Raw genomic sequence first — 21,966 nt, 5'->3', positions numbered from 1 at the left:
TCTGATTTACGGGGTAGTTAAGTCGGGCAAACCCTTTGACCCAAAATACTTGGAAAAAGGGCTTGCCATTCAAGACGGTATCTGACCCCGACTTTTATCTTAGTCGCCCAGGGCGGCCAGTTGTTCGGCTTGGTGCTCGGTGGTCAGGGCGGTGGTCAGTTCGTTCAGGTCGCCGTCCATGATCATGTCCAGCTTGTAGAGCGTGAGATTGATGCGGTGGTCGGTCATGCGCCCTTGCGGGAAGTTGTAGGTGCGGATGCGCTCGCTGCGGTCGCCAGAGCCGATCAGGCTCTTGCGGGTGGCCGCTTCCTTGGACTGCTGCTCGCGCAGTTGCACGTCCTTGATGCGCGCTGCCAGCACCTTCATTGCCGACGCCTTGTTCTTGTGCTGCGAGCGGTCGTCCTGGCATTCCACCACGATGCCGGAAGGGAGGTGGGTGATGCGCACCGCCGAATCGGTCTTGTTGATGTGCTGCCCGCCGGCGCCGGATGCGCGGTAGGTGTCAATGCGCAGGTCGGCCGGGTTGATGTGGACGTCTTCCACTTCATCCGCCTCGGGCATCACCGCCACGGTACAGGCGGAAGTGTGGATGCGGCCCTGGGTCTCGGTCGCCGGCACGCGCTGCACGCGATGGCCGCCCGATTCGAACTTCAGCTTGGAGTAGGCGCCATTGCCGATAATGCGCGCGATCACCTCGCGGTAGCCGCCAAGGTCGCTTTCGGATGCCGACACAATCTCCACCTGCCAGCGCGAACGCTCGGCGAAGCGGGTGTACATGCGCAGCAGGTCGCCCGCAAACAGAGCCGATTCGTCGCCGCCGGTGCCGGCGCGGATTTCGAGGAAGATGTTGCGTTCGTCGTTTTCATCTTTCGGCAGCAGCATCTTCTGCAGGTCAAGCTCCAGCCCTCCCAGGCGCGCCTTGCCGGCCTCGATTTCTTCCTGCGCGAATTCCTTCATGTCCGGATCGGACAGCATGGCTTGCGCATCGTCGATATCGCCCAGCACCTGCAGGTAATCCTTGTACAGCGCCACCAGCGGCTGCAGCTCGCTGTGCTCGCGCGTCATCTTGCGGTAGCTGTCCATATTCGACGTCGCGCCTTCGGACATCAGCAGTTCGTCCAGTTCGACAAGGCGGTTTGCCAATTGGTCCAGCTTGGCCAGCATTGATGGTTTCATACGTTCCTGAATTCGAGGGGTAGCACGGGTAGCCGCGCGGGGCGGCAGGAAGAGGTGTGGCGCCGCTAACGGCGGCCGCGGAACAATTGTGGCAGCAGCTCGGCCAGTTGGGCGCGCTCGTCGCCCTGTGCACGATGCAGCGCTTGCTGCGGACCGTGCATGAATTTCGCAGTCAGGCCTTTGGACAGCGCTTCGAGCACCGCGTCGACCGATTCGCCCTTGGCCAGCAGCTTGCGTGCACGTTCCAGTTCCAGCAGGCGAATCGTTTCGCTGTTTTCCTGCAGGCCCTGGATCACCGGCACCACGGCGCGGTCGTCGATCCAGTGCATGAAGGACTGCACGCGGGTTTCGATGATCGCCTCGGCCTGCGCCACGGCAGCCTGGCGATTTTCCATGCCGGTCTGCACCACCTTGCCCAGGTCGTCGACGGTGTAGAGGAAGACGTCGTTCAGGCGGCCGACCTCCGGTTCGATATCGCGCGGCACGGCCAGGTCGACCATGAAAATCGGCTTATGGCGGCGGGCCTTGATGGCGCGTTCCACCATGCCCAGGCCGATCAGCGGCAGGGAAGAGGCGGTGCAGGAGATGACGATGTCGTATTGCTGCAGCTGGTTGCCCAGGTCGGCCAGGCGCGTGGCCTTGCCGTTGAAGCGGTGCGCCAGCGCTTCGCCGCGTTCCATGGTGCGGTTGGCTACGGTGATCGATTTCGGGTTCTGCGCCGCGAAGTGGGTGGCGCACAGTTCGATCATCTCGCCGGCGCCGATGAACAGCACGTTCTGCTCGGAGATCTTGTCGAAGATGCGCTGCGACAGGCGCACGGCGGCGGCGGCCATCGACACGCTGTGCGCGCCGATTTCGGTGGTGCTGCGCACTTCCTTGGCGACGGAGAAGCTGCGCTGGAACAGCTGGTGCAGGTAGGTGCCCAGGCCGCCCGCTTCATCGGCGGTGCGGATGGCGTCCTTGATCTGGCCCAGGATCTGGGTCTCGCCCAGCACCATCGAATCGAGGCCGGACGCGACGCGGAAAGTATGGCGCACGGCATCGTGCTGCGGCAGCATGTACAGGTGCGGCCGCAGCTCGGAGTAATTCAGTTGGTGGAAATCGGCCAGGAATTGCGCGCCGGCGTCGAGCGGGTTGGCGGCATTGCTGGCCGCGTACAGCTCGGTGCGATTGCAGGTGGACAGGATGGCCGCTTCGTCGCCGCCTTTCGAATCCGCGCGGGCAAACCAGTTGCGTGCGGCCGCCACCGCCGTGCCAAGCTGCTCAGGCGCGAACGCCAGCCGTTCGCGCAGCGCGACGGGTGCAGTGGTGTGGTTGAGGCCAACGGCGAGCAGTTGCATCTTGGTCCAGACGGAAGATTCCAGACGCCATTATACCTTGAGCCGGTTTCGCGCTCAGGAACCGAGCTTTTCCAGCCGGTAGCCGTAGCTGTACACCGGAACCAGGCGGAAGCCGTTTTCTGGTTTCAATTGCAACTTATTGCGGACGCGGGAAACGTGGGTATCCATGGTGCGCGACGGCACCTCGGTTTCGCGGATCCAGACCGCCTCGTGGATGTAGGCGCGCGATAGCGGGCGGCCAATGTTGCGGAAAAACAGCAGAGCCAGGTAGAACTCTTTATGGGTGACATCCAGCACTTGCCCATCCATCAACAAACGCCCTGGGCGGGTTTCGAAGACGTATTGGCCGAACTGCAATTGTTCGGCGCCGTTCTGGCTTGGGTAGGCAAGGCGCAATTGGGCCTGGACGCGGGCCACCAATTCGGCGCGGCGCAGCGGTTTGACCAGGAAGTCTTCGGCACCGACCGACAGGCCGGCTACGATATCGTCTTCGCCGGAACTAGTGGTCAGGAACATCACCGGGCCGTTTTCAGGCAGCTTTTCGCGGGCCTTGCGCATTGCCTCGGCAGGATCCATATCGGAAACCTGCCAGTCAAGAATCAGCATATCGACGCTGTCCTTGCGCATATTGGCAAGCAGGTCCTTGGCCGTCTGGTAGCCATGGCAGGCATGACCAGCAGAAGTCAGGACCTGGCAGATCAGGTCCGCCTGGCTTCGGTCAGCATCAAGGACAACGATTCTCATGGTTCTTTACAGCAAAATGTTAAGAAGCAGTCACACGAATATAACAGAGATTTACAAGAAATAGTTACCAATTTGATCAAAGATTGCTCTATGGTACTACTCTGTTGGGTGCCGTGCGAGGCTGCGCCTCTATCACACGGTACACTGCTTGGGCGGCTAGCACAATGGAACAGGTCTTATTTTGCAAGTCGAATGGGGAGCGAAACCATGAAAAATGACTGGACTGTGTTGCCCTCCACCGAGGCGGATATCGATGCCGTACGCGAGCGTTGCCGGCGCCTGGTACGGCGCCGGGCCGCTGTTTCGGCCGGGGTGGCGGCGGTGCCGATCCCGGGTATCGACGTGGTGTCGGACTTGCGCCTGTTCACCCAGTTGATCGACGACGTCAATCATGAGTTCGGCCTGTCGCCGGACCAGATCGACCGCATGCAGCCGAAATTGAAGCTGATCGCGTATGAGGCGGTCATTGGCTTGGGCGGGATGCTGGTGGGGAAAGTGGTCACGCGCGAGTTGGTGGCGACGGTGTTGAAACGCAGCGCGGGCAAGATTGCGGCGAAGCAGGCGGGCAAGCTGGTGCCTATTGCCGGTCAAATTGCTTCAGCTACTATTGGTTTCTTTGCCTTCCGGCAGATTGGTTACCAGCATGTGGAGGCTTGTGCCAAGGTGGCAAGACTGGTGCTGGCCGGGACGGAAAACCGGCAAACCGGTGTCTGACCCGCAGGGTCAGACACCGAAACGCGGCCGTCGCGGGCAAGTTTACCGGTTCAAGCGTCCGGCAGGACCACGTTTACGTCGAGAACTTCCAGGTTGCCCTGGCGATCCAGCGAAATCTTGATATCGTCCGCCGACACCTTGGTGTACTTCGAAATCACATCAACCAGCTCTTTGTGCAGCGCCGGCATGAAATCCGGACCGGCGCGGCCGTTACGCTCACGTGCGATGATGATCTGCAAGCGCTCCTTTGCCGCACTGGCCGTTTTCGGCTTGTTCTGGAACAGGAAAGAAAGCAGGGCCATTATTTAGCTCCAAAGATACGCTTCAGGAAACCTGGCTTTTCATAGTCGGTAAACTTCAGCTCAACTTCTTCGCCCAGGAAGCGCGACACCACGTCGGTGTAGGCTTCGGCCACATCGGTTCCCTTGAAGTGGATTGCCGGGTTACCCTGGTTGGAAGCATGCAGTACTTGCTCCGACTCAGGGATGATGCCGATCAAAGGAATACGCAGAATCTCTTGCACGTCTTCAAATGACAGCATCTCACCCGCTTCTACGCGCTTTGGCGAGTAACGGGTGATCAACAGGTGTTCCTTGACCGGGTCGCCGCCGGACAGGGCGCGGCGCGACTTGGCCTGGATGATGCCCAGGATGCGGTCGGAGTCCCGCACCGACGACACTTCCGGGTTGGTCACGATCAGGGCTTCGTCGGCGAAGGTCAGCGCCATCAGGGCGCCGTGTTCGATACCGGCCGGCGAGTCGCAGATGATGAACTCGAACTCCATCTTGATCAGCTCAGCCAGCACGCCTTCCACGCCGTCTTCCGTCAGGGCATCCTTGTCGCGGGTCTGGGACGCCGGCAGGATGTACAGGTTTTCGCAGTGCTTGTCCTTGATCAGGGCCTGGTTCAGGGTGGCTTCTTTATGCACCACGTTGATCAGGTCATACACAACGCGTCGTTCGCAACCCATGATCAGGTCCAGGTTGCGCAGGCCGACGTCAAAGTCGATGACGACGGTTTTGTGGCCGCGCATGGCGAGGCCGGTGGAGAAGCTGGCGCTGGAAGTCGTTTTGCCGACACCGCCCTTGCCGGACGTAACTACAATAATTCGTGCCACAAAGAATCCTTTACTGAACAGTTATTTTGCGGAATTGACAGATTGTATATCCAGACTCTCGCCGTTCAGCCGGATTTGTACTGGCTTGCGTGCGTTCTCGGTCGGGAAACCATCTTCAAAAGTGCGATAAACACCGGCGATCGAGACCAGTTCCGGGCTCATCGACATAGCGAAAATACGGGCCGAGGCGTCGCCTGAGGCGCCTGCCAGGGCACGGCCGTTCAAAGTGTTGTAAACGTGAATACTGCCATCCGCGATGATCTCCGCGCCGTTGTTGACGACGGCCATCACGATCAGGTCGCCGCCGCGCGCATAAATGCGCTGGCCGGCCCGGACCGGGGTGTCGATGATCATGGTACTGCTGACAGCTGGTGCCGCCGGCGCCGCTGCTTTGGCGGGAACCGGGACCGGCGCAGGGGCCGGAGCTGGCGCTGGTTTTGGCGCAGGGATCGGCGCTTCTTCGCGCTTGCCGCTGTCCAGTTGCAGGCCGTGTTGCTGGATTTCTTCCACCATGTCCGGCTTGGCGTTGCGCACAGCCACCGGGTTCAGGCGGTATTTTTTCAGGAGGGCGATGGTTGCCGCCCAGTCAATAGGTTCGCAGCCTGGCTTCAGGTCGCCGACGTCGATGACGGCCAGGTCACCCTCAAAAAAATCGGAAACGCCGCCGGTCATCTCATGCATGGCGGCGTCTAGGGCGACCAGATCGCTCGTGTACATGATGGCGGACACGGCAACAACGGTGGAAATCTTGATCTCGATAGGCTTCTGGAACGTACTCTTAGGCATGACAATCGCAAAGTAACGGGCTGGGCCCAGGCTGGATGCATTGTACTTTGCTTAAGCTTGCTTGGGGAGGGGAGCCCAGTGTTTATGCGGCTTCCAGGCCGGCTCGCAGTGCCGAGCGGCAAGAATGATAATATTTTAATGTTATTAATGCCTCGCGGGCTTCCGCTCTTTCTGTTCTATGCGTTATTGCGTACGAGAATAAATTCTCCGATTTGCTCATCTTTAGTATGGTCCATCAGTGCCTGCACCTGCCACGTGATCGAAGCAGCATATTCGAACGGCATTGCCCGATCAATAAAGCCCAAATAGTCGGCCGAACATACCGGCTATTAAGATCGTCAATCCAACCAGCCAGCGTGTTGTCACTGCCATTTCCTTGCGTATATCGCTAAAGCCCTTGTCCACGTGCTCGCGAAGCTTGTCAACGGCGTCGTACAGTCGACTGATGTCTCTTTGCATGCTTTCCACTTCAACCTCCACTTTGGCGATTCGTTCCGGATCGTCCATAGAGCCTCCCTTCGAATGGCTCAACTTTGCGCCAAGCTGAAGGGAGAATCTTTGAGGTTGGACGGGAAGGATTTAGGAAAGTTCCACTTCAGTGCGCAATTTTTGTGCGGCGGCGACCATGTTTTGCAGGGCGGCAGCCGTTTCAGGCCAGGCGCGGGTCTTCAGGCCACAGTCTGGGTTGACCCATAGCTGTGCGGGCGGCACAACCTTGGCAGCCTTGCGCAACAGCTCTACCATTTCTTCGCTGCCGGGCACGCGCGGCGAATGGATGTCGTAGACACCCGGTCCGATCTCGTTCGGGTAGCGGAAGCTGGCGAAACCACCCAGCAGCTCCATCGCGGAGCGGCTCGATTCGATCGTGATCACGTCGGCATCCAGCGCGGCGATCGCGGGCAGGATGTCGTTGAACTCCGCGTAGCACATATGGGTGTGGATCTGCGTCGCGTCGGCAGCTACCGCGGCGCTGATGCGGAAGGCTTTGGTGGCCCAGTCGAGGTAAGCATCCCAGCGGCTGCGGCGTAGCGGCAGGCCCTCGCGCAAGGCTGGCTCGTCGATTTGTATGATGGCGATGCCGGCGTTTTCAAGGTCGCGCACTTCGTCGCTGATGGCGGCAGCAATTTGCTGCGCAGTTTCTCCGCGCGCCTGGTCGTCGCGCACGAAGGACCATTGCAGGATCGTTACCGGCCCGGTCAGCATGCCTTTCATCGGCTTGGCGGTCAGGCTTTGTGCGTACTCGGTCCAGCCGACCGTCATTGCTCGCGGACGCTGTACATCGCCGTAAATGATCGGCGGTTTCACGCAACGCGAGCCGTACGACTGTACCCAGCCGTTCGCCGTGAACGCAAATCCATCCAGTTGTTCGCCGAAGTATTCGACCATGTCGTTGCGCTCGGCTTCTCCATGCACCAGCACGTCGAGGCCCAGTTCTTCCTGCGTACGGACAGCATGCGCAATTTCGGTGCGCATCGCCTGCCGGTAATCCTGCGCGGACAATTCGCCGCGCTTGAAGGCTGCGCGCGCGAGACGGATTTCCGATGTCTGGGGGAAGGATCCGATTGTCGTGGTCGGGAACGCCGGCAATTGCAGGCGTTCACGTTGCAGGTGCTGGCGTTGCGCGAATGGCGAGCCGCGGCGCGAGGCGCTAGCGTCGGACGCCAGTTCCGCCATGCGCGCCGCCACGCCGGCGTTGTGTACCCGGCTGCTGGCGCGGCGGCTGGCCAGGGCTGCGCGCGCTTCCGCGAAACCCCGCGCCACATTGCCCGACACCCGCTCGTCGGCGGACAACGCAGCCTTGAGCAGCGCCAGTTCCGCCAGCTTTTCCTCGGCGCAAGCGAGCCACGAACGCAGTTCGTCGTCCAACCCCGGCTCCGCCGCCAGGCTATATGGCACATGCAGCAAGGAGCAAGATGTCGAGAGCCATACCGGGCCGCTGCGCTTGGCCAGCACCGGCAGCAACGTGGCAAGGGTTGCGTCGAGATCGGTCCGCCAGATGTTGCGGCCATCGATCACGCCGATCGACAGCACCTTGTGCGCCGGCAGCCAGTCGGCCACGCTGGCCAGTTCGCTGGCGGCGCGCACGGCATCGACGTGCAGGCCTGCGACAGGCAGCCGGCAAGCCAGGCTGACGTTCTCCTCCAGCGTCGAGAAGTAGGTCGCAACGATCAGTTGGGCGCCGGCCTGGTTCAGCAGCCAATAAGCCGGTTCGAAAGCATTGCGCCACGCATTGGGCAAATCAAGGCCGAGGATAGGCTCGTCGAGTTGTACCCAATCGGCGCCGGCAGCCCGCAGTTGCATCAGCAGCCGGCTGTAATGCGGCAGCAGCCGGTCGAGCAGGTCAAGACGGCTGAAACCAGGCGCCGCATCGCGCTCCTTGCCCAGCCAGAGGAAGGTCAGCGGTCCGAGCAGCACGGCCTTGACCGGATGGCCGGCGGCGCGGGCTTCGCTGACTTCGTCCAGCAGGCGCTTGCTGTACAGCTCGAACGAAGTGGACTCGCTGAACTCCGGCACCAGGTAATGGTAGTTGGTGTCGAACCACTTGGTCATCTCCAGCGCTGCACCATTTTGGGCACAGCCGCATCCTTCATGTGCACCGTCGCCGCGCGCCATGGCAAAGTAGCGCGCCAGTGGCGACTCGCTGCCGTTGAAACCGAAGCGCGCGGGTTCGCAACCGAACAGCTGGATATGGTTGGTCACATGGTCGTACAGGGCAAAATCGCCAACCGTGACGAAATCCAGGCCATGCTGGCGCTGGGTTTCCCAGTGGCGGGCACGGAGATTGCTGGCAGTCTCTTGCAGCGCAGCTTCCGAAGTTTCGCCGCGCCAGAAGCGCTCCAATGCAAATTTCAATTCACGTGCGGCACCGATGCGTGGAAAACCAGGGATATGAGTTTGTACGAGTTTCATTTTTGTCATGCTTAAGAAATATTGGTGAAGTACAGTTTGCGGCATGACGGCATATAATAAAAACGAAACTTTTTATGTATCCACTTGAAAACTTTTCATACATGCTCGAGATTCGTCATCTGCGCACGCTGTCTGCGCTCCGCTCCTCAGGTAGCCTGGTCAAGGCGGCGCAACTGCTGAACCTGACGCAGTCGGCCTTATCGCATCAAATCAAATTGCTGGAAGATCGCTACGGTACGCCGCTATTTGAGCGGAAATCGATACCAATTGGCTTCACCGCAACCGGCGAGCGGCTGCTGAAACTGGCCGACACCTTGCTGCCGGAGGTGGAACGCGCCGAGCGCGACGTGTTGCGCCTGTCGCAGGGCGACACCGGCCAGTTGCGCGTGGCGCTTGAATGCCATACCTGCTTTGATTGGCTGATGCCGGTGATGGACGCCTTCCGCACCCGCTGGCCAGAGGTGGAAATCGACCTGGTTTCCGGCTTCCACAGTGAACCGGCCGACCTGCTGCGCAATGGCCATGCCGACTTGGTAATCGGATCCGATTACAGCGCCGACTACTCCACCTTCCCGCTGTTCCGTTTCGAAATCCTGACCGTGATGGCGCAGAAACATCGCCTTGCCACGCGGCGCCGCCTGTCGGCCCAGGACTTTGCAGGCGAAACGCTGATCACCTACCCAGTTCCCGAAACGCGTATCGACCTGATCCGCGAAGTGCTGCGTCCGGCCGGCATTGAATTCCAGCGCCGCACTGCCGAACTGACGGTCGCGATACTGCAACTGGTTGCAAGCCGGCGCGGCGTGGCGGCATTGCCGAACTGGGCCATCAAGAACTATGTCGACTACGACTACGTGATCGCGCGCCCCATCGGCGAGACCGGATTGTGGAGCGACTTGTTTGTTTCAGTGCCGCCGGCCTTGCAGCACAAGGCCTACGTGGCCGACTTCGTCAACGTGATACGCGAGCAATGCGCCGCAACGCTTGACGGTATCAAGTTATTGTCGTGACATCGTTATCGGTTTTATGCAAAATGAAAGCAGCCTTGATGTTTATCAAACGTTTGTCTGGAATCGCGCACTAACATGAGAAGTCTTGCGGTATCTCAGCCACCGAATAACTGAAGGAGCATGGCATGTATGCGTTCAACGACGAATTTTCTCGCGCCGCTCAGGCGGCCTTTGACGTGCAACTTGCCAGCTTCGCCAGCATTTGTGACTGGCATCGTGATACCACATTGGCTTCTCTTGCTGCCATGACCGCAGCATCCAATGAATTCCTGGCCATCCAGCATCCACAAGACCTGCTGCAAATGGCAACCGACCAGGGCAAGCACGCGATGCACCGTGCGCAAGCATATGGACGTGAGGCAACTGAAGTGGCTTTGAATAAGCCGCTGTTCCGGTAGGCCTTAGCTGGCCGCGGGCATGGCACTTAGCTAGAATGCATTGAAAGATTTTCATACCACTCCCGGAGAAGCAGAATGGATGATGTAGTAATTGTTGCAGCAGGCCGTACCGCAGTAGGCAAGTTCGGCGGTTCCCTGGCCAAGACCCCGGCAGCAGAGCTGGGCGCCCATGTCATCAAGGGCCTGTTGGCCCAGACCGGCATCGACCCTAACCTGGTCAGCGAAGTCATCATGGGCCAGGTACTGACCGCTGGCGTCGGCCAGAACCCGGCACGCCAGGCCGTGATCAAATCCGGCCTGCCAAGCGCCATTCCGGGCTACACCATCAACAAGGTCTGCGGCAGCGGCCTCAAGGCGACCCACCTGGCAGCGCAAGCGATCAAGTGCGGCGACGCCAACATCATCATTGCCGGCGGCCAGGAAAACATGAGCGCCTCGCCGCACGTGCTGAACGGATCGCGCGACGGCTTCCGCATGGGCGACGCCAAGATGGTCGACACCATGATTGTGGACGGCCTGTGGGATGTGTACAACCAGTACCACATGGGCATCACCGCCGAGAACGTCGCGAAGAAATACGATATTTCGCGCAGCCAGCAGGATGAATTCGCGCTGCAGTCGCAACTGAAAGCGGAAGCCGCGCAAAAGGCCGGCAAATTCAAGGACGAAATCCTGCCGCTCGAAATCGTGCAGAAAAAAGGCAGCATCTTCTTCGACCAGGACGAATACGTGAAGCCAGGCTCGACGCTGGAAGCGCTGTCCGGCCTGCGTCCAGCCTTCGACAAGGCAGGCTCCGTCACCGCCGGCAATGCCTCCGGCATCAACGACGGCGCCGCAGCCGTGATGATGATGTCCGCCAAACAGGCCAAGGAACTGGGCCTGACCCCGCTGGCGCGCATCAAGGCCTACGCCTCGTCCGGCCTGGACCCAGCCTACATGGGCATGGGCCCGGTCACCGCTTCGCAGCTGTGCCTGAAGAAAGCCGGCTGGTCGCCACAAGACCTGGACCTGATGGAAATCAACGAAGCGTTTGCCGCGCAAGCCTGCGCCGTGAACAAGGAAATGGGCTGGGATACCAGCAAGATCAACGTCAATGGCGGCGCGATTGCGATCGGCCACCCGATCGGCGCTTCCGGCGCCCGCATCCTGGTGACCCTGCTGCATGAAATGGTCCGCCGTGACGCTAAGAAGGGCCTGGCCTCGCTGTGCATCGGCGGCGGCATGGGCGTAGCACTGGCAGTTGAGAGGGAATGAGCTTTCGTTTAGATAAATAGGGGAACATTAAATGGCACGAGTTGCATTGGTAACGGGCGGCATGGGTGGTCTGGGCGAAGCGATCTGCATCAAAATGGTCGCACTGGGCTACAAAGTGGTAACCACGTATTCCCCGAGTAACAAGACGCATGAGTCGTGGCTGGCCACGATGAAGGACCAGGGCTATAACTTCACCGCCTATCCTTGCGATGTGTCGGACTTTGATTCGGCGGCAACCTGTATCGCAGCAGTCGAGCGCGACATCGGCCCGGTTGATGTGCTGGTGAACAACGCCGGTATCACCCGCGACATGACCTTCAAGAAGATGGACAAGGTCAATTGGGACGCCGTGATGAAGACCAACCTGGACTCCGTGTTCAACATGACCAAGCCGGTAGCGGATGGCATGGTGGACCGTGGCTGGGGCCGCATCATCAACATCTCCTCGGTGAACGGCCAGAAGGGTGCCTTCGGCCAGACCAACTACTCCGCAGCGAAGGCCGGCGTGCACGGCTTCACCAAGGCGCTGGCGCTGGAAGTGGCGCGCAAGGGCGTGACCGTCAACACTATCTCGCCAGGCTATATCGGCACCAAGATGGTGATGGAGATCCCGAAAGACGTGCTGGATTCGAAGATCATCCCGCAGATCCCGATGGCCCGCCTGGGCAAGCCGGAAGAAGTGGCGGGCCTGGTGGCCTACCTGGCTTCCGACGAAGCAGCGTTCCTGACCGGTGCCAACATCGCCATTAACGGCGGCCAACACATGTCCTGATCGCATTAAAGAGCAACGCAACACCCAAACGCCGTCCGGCCCTCGCGCCGGTCGGCGTTTGTTCTTTGGAGGCGCCATGAAGAGATTGCTGCCCTTGCTGCTGCTGGCAGCCTGCAGCCGCGACATCCCGCAGGACAAATTGCTCGAGATCCTGAACCAGCGCGCGCCGCTGGTGGCGCATATCGGCCACGTCACCAAAGTCGACGTGCTGAGCACCGCCAAGGCCGCCGCCAACGGCCGCAGTTGCGAAGTCCGCCTGATGCACGTGACCGGAAAGAAGGGCTCGACCTACGTCAGCTTCCTGCGCCGCGAAGAAGCAAGCGGCACTGAATCCGCCCTGACCTGGGCCGACGATCGCCAGGCTGCCAGCGCAAAGATGGGCGAGATGCTTTCGGCGCATTGCAACAACAAGTGATTGACTCTTGCGACCCGGCTCACATATCGTTCTCTCTCAACAATAATTCACTGGGAGACGATGATGCATATGATGGGCATGAATATTTTCGCCGTGCTGTTGGCCGCAGTTTCCAGCTTCATGCTCGGCGGCCTGTGGTACTCACCGGCCCTGTTTGGCAAGATGTGGAATGATGAAAACGGCGGCGTCAAACCGGACGGCCACCCGGCGCGCGTATTCGGCATCGCGTTTGTCTTTTCCCTGCTCGCGGCGTTTGCGTTTGCACGCTGGGTCGGCCCGGCGCCGACGCTCGACTATGCCATCAAGCACGCCTTGCTGGCAGGCTTCGGCATGGTGGCAGCCTGCTTCGGCATTAACTACCAGTTCGCCAACCGCAGCGTCAAGCTGCTGCTGATCGACGGCGGCTACCACACCGCGCAATTCCTGGTGTTCGGCTTGATCCTCGGCCTGTGGCACTAGGCCGAGGTAGAAAGACAATAAATATGGCGCTTAACGCACAGCTCGACGAGCTGATCCAACGTGTTCTACCGGTCGTCCAGCATTTCCATAGCCAGGATATGTACTCGCCACACGCCGCCACGATAAGCAAGAGTGGCGAGCTGTCGGGGCATGCCCTGACGTCCGATGGCACTACGCAGCTATCCGTCATGCAGACGATCGAGCATTTCGAGAGCCAATTTGCCGGACAAGCGCAGGCAGGTGAAATTCTGGCTACGGGAATTTTCTACCACTCACCGGGAGTTCTCGTGTCAGCGAATGGCGTTTCCATGCCGCCCGCGGACACTACTGACGACTGCAAAAATATAGTGGCGTTGCTTGAGCATGTATCTGGCGACTCGGTTTATCTGCTGGTCCCCTATAGCGGGGAGACTCCGGCATTTGAGTACGCGGTTGGGAAACTGGTGGAAAAACCCGCAAAGGTCTTCCTGCACAAGCACACCCCAGGCAAGAAGCCGTGGTGGCAATTCTGGTGAGTTCGCAATAGGTCATGAACGTTGCTCGTATTGAGAGAAAATTTTTCGTTGTTAGCGACGAGGTTGGTGTATCCGCATATGACTTCAACTTTGATTTGCACTTTGCATGCGATCACCCATATCGGATCGAGGGCGAATCGCTTTGCATCTTGAGGGTTGGCCCCATCGAAGACTACGCCGTCGAATTCAAGGAGAAGTTGGAAATGGGACTGCGCCTCGTGAATTCGCCGGACGAGCACAGCCGTGCTAGTGAACTCGAGCACTGGTACCCCTATCTCGAAGATCTCACGCCGCGGACTCGGATTTTCGACAAATTGCCTCGTGTAGAAGAAATCGAGAGCTACTTCCAGTGGCCAATTTTTATGAAGGGCTCGAGGCAAACCAGCAAGCACAACCCTGACTTATCGATCATTCAAAGCCGGGAGCACTATGCACTGGCCTCGGAAAGATATCGTAACGACCCAATTCTCCATTGGCAGAAACCTGTCATTCGCGAGTTCGTTCCGCTGATGCCGGTGGCTGGCAGCGTCCCGGGTAAAATAAATCCGTCGCTCGAATATCGATCATTCTGGTGGCATGGAAAATGCGTTGGTTGGGGCCGATACTGGTATCAGGTTTCTCCATATCATTGTGTCGATTTGGAGGCAGGCTTGGCTGTCGCAAAGCGGGCGGCAGAACGCCTGAAGGTTCCGTTCCTCGTCGTGGACTTCGCCAAAACCCTAGATGGCCGCTGGATTGTAATTGAGTGCAATGATGCGCAGGAATCAGGCTATGCCGGCATTCCACGGCAGGCGCTTTGGCAGCAGGTCCTGACGCAAGTCGATGCCTAGCCCCACGTCGCAACCCCTTTGTTATTTTCTGACGAGGGCTTTAGGATTAAGAAATGGACAGCTTCATCGCAGAATTTGAGCGTTTTGCAGGTGCGGAGCGCTTCGCCAAATTTGTTATGGCACTGAGAGGTCAGGCGCGGGCCGAGAATCGCCTCATGTACTGGCAAGAAGCCTTGTTACGGGAATTTTGCTCAGCAAGCGAACTGTCGGCGCCTCAAAGCTTGGACGAGGTGGTCAGCTTATTTGCTGTAAAACCCATGACCATTGAGCTAGGCATTGTCAGCGACAGACTAAACCTTGTTGAATCGCCTATCAGCCGCGAGTTTCGCTCGGTAAAGCAGCATGCATCAGGTGGGTCCCATGTTACCGTTTTTGAGGTCAAGTTCCACCCAGAGCCTAGCTCATCATTTTGCGCGATTGAAGATAGGGCCGGTCCGCACGATGATTCCTCCGTTGCGACCGAAATAATTGAGTCTTTTGCCCAAGCAGTTTCGCGGTTTCAGGCCGACTGCAAGGAGCGGGGCCAATGCTTCAAGGGGTTCAGAATTCAGCTGACCTCTTACGTTTACGGCAGCACGGACTTCAAACCTCTCAAGCACCAGATGGGTATGTACTTTTTATTGAAGGACATCCTTTCTGAAACCCTTACAGGGCGAACGGTACAGGCCAAGCTTGTCGGCATTCCATTGTAATGATCTTTGGCACTGATGACCCATCGCGCCTTCAGGATATTATTTGCCCCGCTTGCCGGGGGGCGCGCTGAGTTTGAGTTTGCTGAAGTTGTCGATTTAGCCGTCAGTCATTCGTCGTCATTTCTGAAGGAACTACCACCATCAACAGGAGATGACGATGACTCACACCATTACTGCGTTTGAACGTTCGCCGGATGGCGGCACGGGACTGGCACGCGATACGCGCGTTCGCTGGGCGTTTGAAGAAGTGGAGCAAAGCTACGAGGTGCGACCGGTGTCTTTCGCTGCGATGAAGGAGCCGGCGCACCTGGCTCGCCACCCCTTTGGGCAGATTCCAACCTATGAGGAAGGCGACTTGACGCTGTTTGAGTCAGGCGCGATCATTTTTCATATCGCTTCGCATTATCCGGGGCTGTTGCCGCACGATGCCAATGCCCGCGCGCGCGCTATCACATGGATGTTTGCCGCACTCAACACCGTCGAGCCGCCGATCCTGGAAATCGTCATCGCCAAGTTCCAGGAAGGCGACAAGCCCTGGAGCAAAGAGCGCCTGCCACTGATCATGGACCGCATCCGTCATCGGCTTGGCCAGCTTTCTGCGCGCCTGGGTGAGGTGGAATGGCTGGATGGCGGCTTCAGTGCTGGCGACTTGCTCATGGTGTCGGTGCTGCTTCGGCTCAAGCCATCGGGTATCCTGAGTGAATTCCCCCAACTGGCTGCTTATGTGGCGCGCGGCGAAGCCCGTCCGGCTTATAAGCGGGCGTTTGCTGCACAGTTGGCATTTAACACTGCAGAGCCAGCCTCCGGCTGAAGATGATTGGATGAGTTATGTACGCGCTGCCTGAACTCGATGAACAAATCCTGCTGCCAGGCGTCAAAGGTCTGCCGATCATGGAGCCGTTGCGCCAGCACATGATCGGTGCGCAGCACTGGAATATCTTGGCGGCCGATACCAGCCTGCCTGTGGCGGTGCTCAAGGCTTCGGCCTTGCAGCATAACCTGGGCTGGATGCGCGATTTCTGCGAGCGCCATGGCGTGTTGTTGGCCCCGCACGGCAAGACCACCATGAGCCCGCAGCTGTTCGCGGCGCAGATCGAGAACGGCGCCTGGGGCATCACGCTGGCGACCATCCCGCAGGTACAGATTGCGGCGCGCTTTGGCGTGCGGCGTGTGATCCTGGCGAATGAGCTGGTGGCGCCGGCCGATATCCGCGCTGTGCTGCATCTGATGCAGGAAGATCATTCCTTCGAATTCTTTGCGCTGGTCGACTCGCCGCAAGGCGTCGATCGCCTGTCGCGCGCAGTGCAGGACTTCGGCCTGGCGCGGCCGCTGCCGCTGCTGGTGGAGCTGGGTATGAAGGGCAAGCGCGCAGGTTGCCGCGATCCGGAAGAAGTGATGGCAGTGGCACGCGCAATCGCCGCCGCGCCGGGACTGCAACTGGCCGGTATCGAAGGTTACGAAGGCCTGGTCGTCACCGATAACCGCGCGGCGGATGTGGAGGTCGTCAACGGCTTCCTGCAGCGCATGGCGGAGATGTTGAAGGCCGCCGCGGCGGAAGGATTGTTCGGTGGCGAGCAGGTGATCATTTCCGCCGGTGGTTCGGCCTATTTCGACCGCGTAGCGCGCGAATTTGCGGGCCTGGCGGCGCAGGGCAAGAAAGTGCTGCCGATCCTGCGCAGCGGGTGCTACCTGACCAATGACCACGGCTACTACGGCGGCTTGACCAGCGAGCTGGCAAACCGCGAAGGCAAGGCGGCAGGGGAGGGCCTGCGCCCGGCGCTGGAAGTCTGGACCACGGTGCTGTCGCGCCCCGAGCCGAACCTGGCGATCCTGGCCCTGGGCAAGCGCGATGCGTCGCACGACCTGGGCCTGCCGCGCGCGATCGCCGCGCACCGGCCGGGCGGCGAAGCGTTGGCATTGCCGCAAGGCGCCGTGATCGACAAGATGAACGACCAGCACGCCTATCTGCGCTGGCCCGAAGGCGTCGAAGCCGGCCTGGAAGTGGGCGACTTGGTGGGCTGCGGCATCTCCCACCCCTGCACCACCTTCGACAAGTGGCCGCTGATGCTGGTTGTGGATGACACGTACAACGTCCTGCAAGCCATCAATACCTTCTTCTGAGCGGTTACAATCTTGGCTTCACGTATAGAGGATAGCCATGCCCGACGCCTTGCCACACCTGTTCCCGCCAATCCAGCCCCGCAGTAGCGGCATGCTGGCTGTCGATGACGTCCATACAATTTATTGGGAAGAGGTGGGCAACCCGAACGGCATCCCGGTCGTCTTCTTCCATGGCGGCCCGGGCGCCGGCCTGTCGCCGCAGCATCGCCGCTTTTTCAATCCGGATCACTACCGGGTCATCCTGTTCGACCAGCGTGGCGCCGGCAAATCGACCCCCTTGGGCGAGGTCCGTAACAACACCACCCAGCTCCTGATTGACGACATCGAACGCCTGCGCATCCTGTTCGGCATCGACAAATGGCTGGTATTCGGCGGCTCCTGGGGCTCCACCCTGGCGCTGGCATACGGCCAGGCGCATCCGGAGCGCTGCCTGGGCTTCGTCCTGCGCGGCATCTTCCTCTGCACTCAGAAGGAAATCGACTGGTTCCTGCAAGGCTCCGAATGGTTCCACCCCGAGGTGTACGACGAATTTGTCGCCCCCATCCCGCTCGAAGAACGCGGCAACCTGCTGCAGGCCTACGTCAAGCGCATCATGGACCCGAACCCGGACGTGCACTGGCCCGCCGTGCGCGCCTGGAGCAAGTTCGAAGGCCGCCGCGTCTTCCTGCTGCCGCAGCCGGACGAACCGCCGTCGGACACCCTGGACCTGGGCGTCGGCCGCATGGAATCGCACTACATGGCCAACCTGGGCTTCTTCAGCGACGGCCAGCTGCTGTCCAACGTCTCCCGCATCGCCCACTTGCCTGCGGTGATCGTGCAAGGCCGCTACGACGTGATCTGCCCGCCGGTCTCCGCCTGCCGCCTGCAGCAGGCCTGGGGCGTCAATGCGGTGATGAAGATGATTCCCGACGCCGGCCATGGCGCCATGGAGCAAGGTATCAGCCGCGCCCTGGTGGGCGCTACCGAACAATTCCGCCAGCAGGGACGCTTCGCATAATGAATCTCCAGCTTGGCGACATCGCCCACATCATCCAGCTTGCGATCGCCCCGGTGTTCATGCTGTCCACGGTCTGCACCAACCTCCTGGTGCTGCTGAACCGCCTGGCGCGCATCATCGACCGTTCGCGCGTGTTGGAAGAGCGCCTGGACGTGGCTTATAACGATACCTATATGAACGAGCTGGACATCTTGTACCGGCGTTCGCACCTGATCAACGTTGCCATTGCGCTGAGCACCGCCTGCGGCCTGTTCGTCTGCCTGGTGGTGGCCTTGCTGTTCGTTGGCGATGCCACCAACGTCTCGCTGGACAAATACATCGCGGGCCTGTTCATCGCAGCGATGGTCTGCCTGATCGGCAATTTCGGCTACCTGCTGCGCGAAATCTTTATCGCCTCGACCTTCATGCGTGCCCACCGCCACGTGCGGCACATCGAAAGAAATCCAAACTAAGAATCATCATGCACGATTACAAACGCCCACCTACGCTGCACCGCTACGGCCCGCGCAGCGAACTCGAACAAGCCCTGAAGGATGGCCAGTTCGTGCTGCGCCCTGTGGGCAGCTTCCTGACCCTGAGTTTTTCGCAAGCCTGGAGCCGCGACCTGTTCGACCATTTCGGTGCCGATAGCTGCCTGGTGATCCACAATACCGAGGAATTCGGTGAACGCATCCACCGCGCCGTGCAACGCACGCTGCCGAACTGGGCGGGCATCGATGGCGCGATCGAATACGGCGGCCGCGCCGCCCTGGGCGCCGCCTTCACCAAGACGCGTGAAGATGCGATGGAGAAAGAATGGCAATTCGCCTGGCGCTCCATGCAGACGGCATCCACCATGAACGCGGTGGTGATCCGTATCGGCAGCCTGGAGAATTTTGCGGAAGTGCGCGACCGCGACCACTACACGGCCTAAGCCGCCGCTTACGGCACGCTGGGCACTCCACCCAGGCCACGTGCCAGCTCGGATTGCTTCGGCAGCGCCGGCTGGCGCTCCAGGTGGGCCAGCACCGCAGTCATCATCCGTTCGATATCGCCGCGGATGATGTTGGTGCCCAACAGGCCAGGCACGTAGAAGTTCGGCATCAGGCGCCCGGTGTAGACCACGCGGGTGCCGCCGGTTTCCGGAATGGGAATCAATTCCCAGCGCGCCTCGTAATGCTTCATGTCCCCCGAAACCAGGGCGATGTCGATCGACGACATCGGCTGCTCCGTTGCTCGCACGACAAGGTGGATGGACCGCGACATGAACAGGAAGCGGGCCGTTCCAAATTGCTCAATGATGACTTCATTGCCATTTCGCGACAGCACCCGGCACGACGCCATGTCGGGCACGAATTCTTCCATGCGGTCATAGGTGGTGAGGGTGCGCCAGACTGTTGGCAGCGATGCATGAACAGTGCCGCTGGCGTTGACTTCATAGAGTTGCTGCGCGTCTGTCTTCACCCGGTTGACGGACACTTCCAGCTTCGGAACTTCCAAACGGGCCGCCTGTCCCGCACCAAAGGCGGGCGCGGTAAAACCGAGGAACAGTACTAATAACAGTCGCTTCATGCTACCAGCGTAAGGTAACTGGTGGCAGAATACAAGCGCCGCGCGCTTCCATCGTTAGACGCCGCACAGAACTCCCGCCTGCCTCCTATGACCACCAATTTCCCTCATCTCCTTTCGCCCCTCGACCTGGGTTTCACCACCTTGCGCAACCGCGTGATCATGGGTTCCATGCACACCGGCCTGGAGGACCGCTTCTTCAATTATGACAAGCTGGCCGCCTTCTACCGTGAGCGTGCCAGGGGCGGCGTGGGCATGATCGTGACCGGCGGCATCTCGCCAAACCGCCAGGGCTGGCTGCTGCCATTCGGCGGCACCATGAACTTCATCGGCGACGTGTTCAACCACCGCAAGCTGACCAATGCGGTGCACGAAGAAGGCGGCAAGATCCTGATGCAGATCCTGCACGCGGGGCGCTATGGCTACCAGCCGTTTGCCGTGTCGGCCTCCGACAAGAAATCGCCGATTTCGCCCTTCAAGCCGAAGGCGCTGACGGAAGGCGGCATTGAATCGACCATCAAGGCCTACGTGCGCGCCGCCAAGCTGGCCCAGAAGGCCGGCTACGACGGCGTGGAGGTGATGGGCAGCGAAGGCTACCTGCTGAACCAGTTCCTGTGCGCCCGCACCAACCTGCGCACCGACCGCTGGGGCGGCAGCATCGAGAACCGCATGCGCCTGCCGGTGGAAATCGTGCGCCGCATGCGCGATGCAGTCGGCCGCGATTTCATCATCATGTACCGCCATTCCCTGCTGGACCTGGTGGACGGCGGCAATACCTGGGAAGAAGTGGTGACCGTTGCCAAGGCCTTGCAGCAGGCCGGCGCGACCATCCTGAATACCGGCATCGGCTGGCACGAAGCACGCGTGCCGACCATCGTCACCTCGGTGCCGCGCGCCGCCTTCGCCGAAGTGGCGGGCCGGCTGCGCAAGGAAGTGACCATTCCAGTGGTGGCATCGAACCGAATCAATATGCCGGCGGAGGCGGAGGACATCATCCTGCGCGGCGATGCCGACATGGTGTCGATGGCGCGCCCCTTCCTGGCTGATGCTGAGTTCGTCAACAAGGCGGCAACCGGCCGCGCCGACGAAATCAATACTTGCATTGGATGCAACCAGGCCTGCCTTGACCACACCTTCCAGAACAAGCGCGCCAGCTGCCTGGTGAACCCGCGCGCCTGCCACGAGACGGAGCTGGTGTACAGGCCCGCCGCGGCCCGCCGCAAGGTGGCGGTGGTGGGCGCCGGTCCCGCCGGCCTGTCGGCTGCCACGGTGGCGGCCGAATGCGGCCATGACGTGACACTGTTCGATTCCAGCGAGCGCATTGGCGGCCAGTTCAATATTGCCAAGCAGATCCCGGGCAAGGAAGAATTCAACGAAACCCTGCGCTATTTTGGCCGCAAGATCGAGCTGACCGGCGTCAAGCTGCAGCTCAATCACCGCGTCACACGCGAAGAACTGCTGGCGGGCGGCTATGACGATGTGATCGTCGCCACCGGCATCCGCACGCGCAAGCCGAAGATCGACGGCATCGACCATCCGAAAGTGCTGTCCTATCTCGATGTACTGCGCGACAAGAAACCGGTCGGCAAGCGGGTGGCGATCATCGGCGCGGGCGGCATCGGCTTCGACGTTGGCGAATACCTGCTGCACAACCCGGAGCATTCCTTGCCGATTGCGAAGGAGCACTGGACGGCCGAATGGGGTGTCGACCTGCACGCCAATACCGGCGGCGGCCTGGTGCCGGCCAAGGCAGCGGAACCGGTGCGCCAGCTTTACCTGTTGCAGCGCAAGACCAGCAAACTGGGCGCCGGCTTGGGCAAGACTTCGGGCTGGGTGCACCGCGCGGTGCTGGCGCGGAATGGCGTGGTGATGATTCCCGGTGTGCAGTACAAGCTGATCGACGATCATGGCCTGCACATCCAGGTGGGCGACGAAGAGCGCCTGCTGGCAGTGGACAACGTGATTATTTGCGCCGGCCAGGAAAGCCTGACCGAACTGATGCCACAGGAAGGCGAAGCCGCCGCAGCGGGCACGCCACGCTTCCACAAGATCGGCGGCGCCGCCCTGGCCGCCGAGCTCGACGCCAAGCGCGCCATCAAGGAAGGCGCCGAACTTGCCGCCCGGCTCTAATTGTCCATTTCGGGGTCAGGAACCAAGTGGACATTTCC

General features: G+C 60.3%; 25 protein-coding genes. 16 read left to right on the top strand and 9 right to left on the bottom strand.

From position 1 onward, the window contains the following. Positions 1-99: 99 nt before the first annotated feature. The 3 genes from prfA to BM269_RS06960 form a co-directional block, all read right to left on the bottom strand. Positions 100-1,176, bottom strand: a complete 1,077-nt coding sequence (prfA, locus tag BM269_RS06970) for a peptide chain release factor 1 (protein WP_090436277.1) — start codon at positions 1,174-1,176, stop codon at positions 100-102. Between the two features lie 65 nt (positions 1,177-1,241). After that, positions 1,242-2,516 (bottom strand): glutamyl-tRNA reductase, encoded by a 1,275-nt coding sequence (gene hemA / locus BM269_RS06965; RefSeq protein WP_090436276.1) that lies wholly within the window; start codon positions 2,514-2,516, stop codon positions 1,242-1,244. A gap of 54 nt (positions 2,517-2,570) precedes the next feature. After that, positions 2,571-3,260, bottom strand: coding sequence for a response regulator transcription factor (locus tag BM269_RS06960; protein WP_090436275.1), 690 nt, complete (start codon positions 3,258-3,260; stop codon positions 2,571-2,573). A 207-nt stretch (positions 3,261-3,467) separates the two neighbouring features. Between BM269_RS06960 and BM269_RS06955 the strand changes: the two genes are divergently transcribed. After that, positions 3,468-3,974, top strand: coding sequence for a hypothetical protein (locus BM269_RS06955; RefSeq protein WP_090436309.1), 507 nt, complete (start codon positions 3,468-3,470; stop codon positions 3,972-3,974). Positions 3,975-4,024: 50 nt separating this feature from the next. Here the strand turns inward: BM269_RS06955 and minE are convergent, their stop codons facing one another. From minE to metE, 5 genes are all read right to left on the bottom strand, one after another. Then, positions 4,025-4,276, bottom strand: coding sequence for a cell division topological specificity factor MinE (gene minE, locus BM269_RS06950; RefSeq protein ID WP_055927094.1), 252 nt, complete (start codon positions 4,274-4,276; stop codon positions 4,025-4,027). Next, complete coding sequence (minD, locus tag BM269_RS06945; RefSeq protein WP_090436274.1) at positions 4,276-5,091, bottom strand: septum site-determining protein MinD; 816 nt, start codon at positions 5,089-5,091, stop codon at positions 4,276-4,278. The genes minE and minD overlap by 1 nt, the downstream gene beginning before the upstream one ends. 21 nt (positions 5,092-5,112) lie before the next feature. Next, complete coding sequence (gene minC / locus BM269_RS06940; protein ID WP_090436273.1) at positions 5,113-5,877, bottom strand: septum site-determining protein MinC; 765 nt, start codon at positions 5,875-5,877, stop codon at positions 5,113-5,115. 291 nt (positions 5,878-6,168) lie between these two features. After that, entirely contained in the window at positions 6,169-6,384 is a 216-nt protein-coding gene (locus BM269_RS06935) for a hypothetical protein (RefSeq protein WP_090436272.1), read from the bottom strand. Between the two features lie 72 nt (positions 6,385-6,456). Beyond that, the gene (gene metE / locus BM269_RS06930) at positions 6,457-8,787 is read right to left on the bottom strand and encodes a 5-methyltetrahydropteroyltriglutamate--homocysteine S-methyltransferase (protein WP_090436271.1); all 2,331 of its coding nucleotides are present in this window, start codon (positions 8,785-8,787) and stop codon (positions 6,457-6,459) included. A 101-nt stretch (positions 8,788-8,888) separates the two neighbouring features. Here metE and BM269_RS06925 point away from each other — a divergent pair, with 101 nt between their 5' ends. From BM269_RS06925 to BM269_RS06860, 14 genes are all read left to right on the top strand, one after another. Next, positions 8,889-9,797, top strand: coding sequence for a LysR family transcriptional regulator (locus tag BM269_RS06925; protein ID WP_090436270.1), 909 nt, complete (start codon positions 8,889-8,891; stop codon positions 9,795-9,797). 125 nt (positions 9,798-9,922) lie between these two features. After that, positions 9,923-10,195 (top strand): hypothetical protein, encoded by a 273-nt coding sequence (locus tag BM269_RS06920; RefSeq protein WP_090436269.1) that lies wholly within the window; start codon positions 9,923-9,925, stop codon positions 10,193-10,195. A gap of 75 nt (positions 10,196-10,270) precedes the next feature. Beyond that, a complete protein-coding gene (locus BM269_RS06915) occupies positions 10,271-11,449 on the top strand; it encodes an acetyl-CoA C-acetyltransferase (RefSeq protein ID WP_090436268.1) in 1,179 nt (392 codons plus the stop codon). A 31-nt stretch (positions 11,450-11,480) separates the two neighbouring features. Next, positions 11,481-12,221 carry an acetoacetyl-CoA reductase gene (phbB, locus tag BM269_RS06910; RefSeq protein ID WP_055927061.1) on the top strand — a complete coding sequence of 247 codons (741 nt, stop codon included), beginning with the start codon at positions 11,481-11,483 and terminating at the stop codon, positions 12,219-12,221. A gap of 76 nt (positions 12,222-12,297) precedes the next feature. After that, positions 12,298-12,636 carry a hypothetical protein gene (locus BM269_RS06905; protein ID WP_090436267.1) on the top strand — a complete coding sequence of 113 codons (339 nt, stop codon included), beginning with the start codon at positions 12,298-12,300 and terminating at the stop codon, positions 12,634-12,636. Between the two features lie 60 nt (positions 12,637-12,696). Next, on the top strand, positions 12,697-13,095 hold the full coding sequence (locus BM269_RS06900) for a DUF1761 domain-containing protein (RefSeq protein ID WP_090436266.1): 399 nt from the start codon (positions 12,697-12,699) through the stop codon (positions 13,093-13,095). 23 nt (positions 13,096-13,118) lie between these two features. Further along, positions 13,119-13,610 (top strand): hypothetical protein, encoded by a 492-nt coding sequence (locus BM269_RS06895; protein ID WP_090436265.1) that lies wholly within the window; start codon positions 13,119-13,121, stop codon positions 13,608-13,610. A 14-nt stretch (positions 13,611-13,624) separates the two neighbouring features. Continuing rightward, entirely contained in the window at positions 13,625-14,440 is an 816-nt protein-coding gene (locus BM269_RS06890; RefSeq protein ID WP_090436264.1) for an ATP-grasp domain-containing protein, read from the top strand. 53 nt (positions 14,441-14,493) lie between these two features. Next, complete coding sequence (locus BM269_RS06885) at positions 14,494-15,132, top strand: hypothetical protein (RefSeq protein ID WP_090436263.1); 639 nt, start codon at positions 14,494-14,496, stop codon at positions 15,130-15,132. A gap of 157 nt (positions 15,133-15,289) precedes the next feature. Further along, positions 15,290-15,943 carry a glutathione S-transferase family protein gene (locus tag BM269_RS06880; RefSeq protein ID WP_090436262.1) on the top strand — a complete coding sequence of 218 codons (654 nt, stop codon included), beginning with the start codon at positions 15,290-15,292 and terminating at the stop codon, positions 15,941-15,943. A 17-nt stretch (positions 15,944-15,960) separates the two neighbouring features. Next, positions 15,961-17,253, top strand: coding sequence for an amino acid deaminase (locus BM269_RS06875; protein ID WP_090436261.1), 1,293 nt, complete (start codon positions 15,961-15,963; stop codon positions 17,251-17,253). A gap of 37 nt (positions 17,254-17,290) precedes the next feature. Beyond that, positions 17,291-18,250 (top strand): prolyl aminopeptidase, encoded by a 960-nt coding sequence (gene pip, locus BM269_RS06870; RefSeq protein ID WP_090436260.1) that lies wholly within the window; start codon positions 17,291-17,293, stop codon positions 18,248-18,250. Continuing rightward, on the top strand, positions 18,250-18,702 hold the full coding sequence (locus BM269_RS06865; protein ID WP_090436259.1) for a DUF2721 domain-containing protein: 453 nt from the start codon (positions 18,250-18,252) through the stop codon (positions 18,700-18,702). Before pip ends, BM269_RS06865 begins: the two co-directional genes overlap by 1 nt. 8 nt (positions 18,703-18,710) lie before the next feature. Further along, a complete protein-coding gene (locus BM269_RS06860; RefSeq protein WP_090436258.1) occupies positions 18,711-19,163 on the top strand; it encodes a hypothetical protein in 453 nt (150 codons plus the stop codon). A gap of 8 nt (positions 19,164-19,171) precedes the next feature. Here the strand turns inward: BM269_RS06860 and BM269_RS06855 are convergent, their stop codons facing one another. Beyond that, positions 19,172-19,801, bottom strand: a complete 630-nt coding sequence (locus BM269_RS06855) for an SRPBCC family protein (protein WP_090436257.1) — start codon at positions 19,799-19,801, stop codon at positions 19,172-19,174. Between the two features lie 87 nt (positions 19,802-19,888). Between BM269_RS06855 and BM269_RS06850 the strand changes: the two genes are divergently transcribed. After that, positions 19,889-21,928: an NADPH-dependent 2,4-dienoyl-CoA reductase gene (locus tag BM269_RS06850; RefSeq protein WP_090436256.1), complete on the top strand. Its 2,040-nt coding sequence runs from the start codon at positions 19,889-19,891 to the stop codon at positions 21,926-21,928. The last annotated feature ends 38 nt before the right edge of the window (positions 21,929-21,966 follow it).

The sequence above is a fragment of the Duganella sp. CF458 genome (assembly GCF_900113115.1).
Lineage (GTDB): Bacteria > Pseudomonadota > Gammaproteobacteria > Burkholderiales > Burkholderiaceae_D > Rugamonas.
The sequence above is the reverse complement of the archived record's forward strand: the minus strand, read 5'-3'. Positions and strand labels throughout refer to the sequence as shown.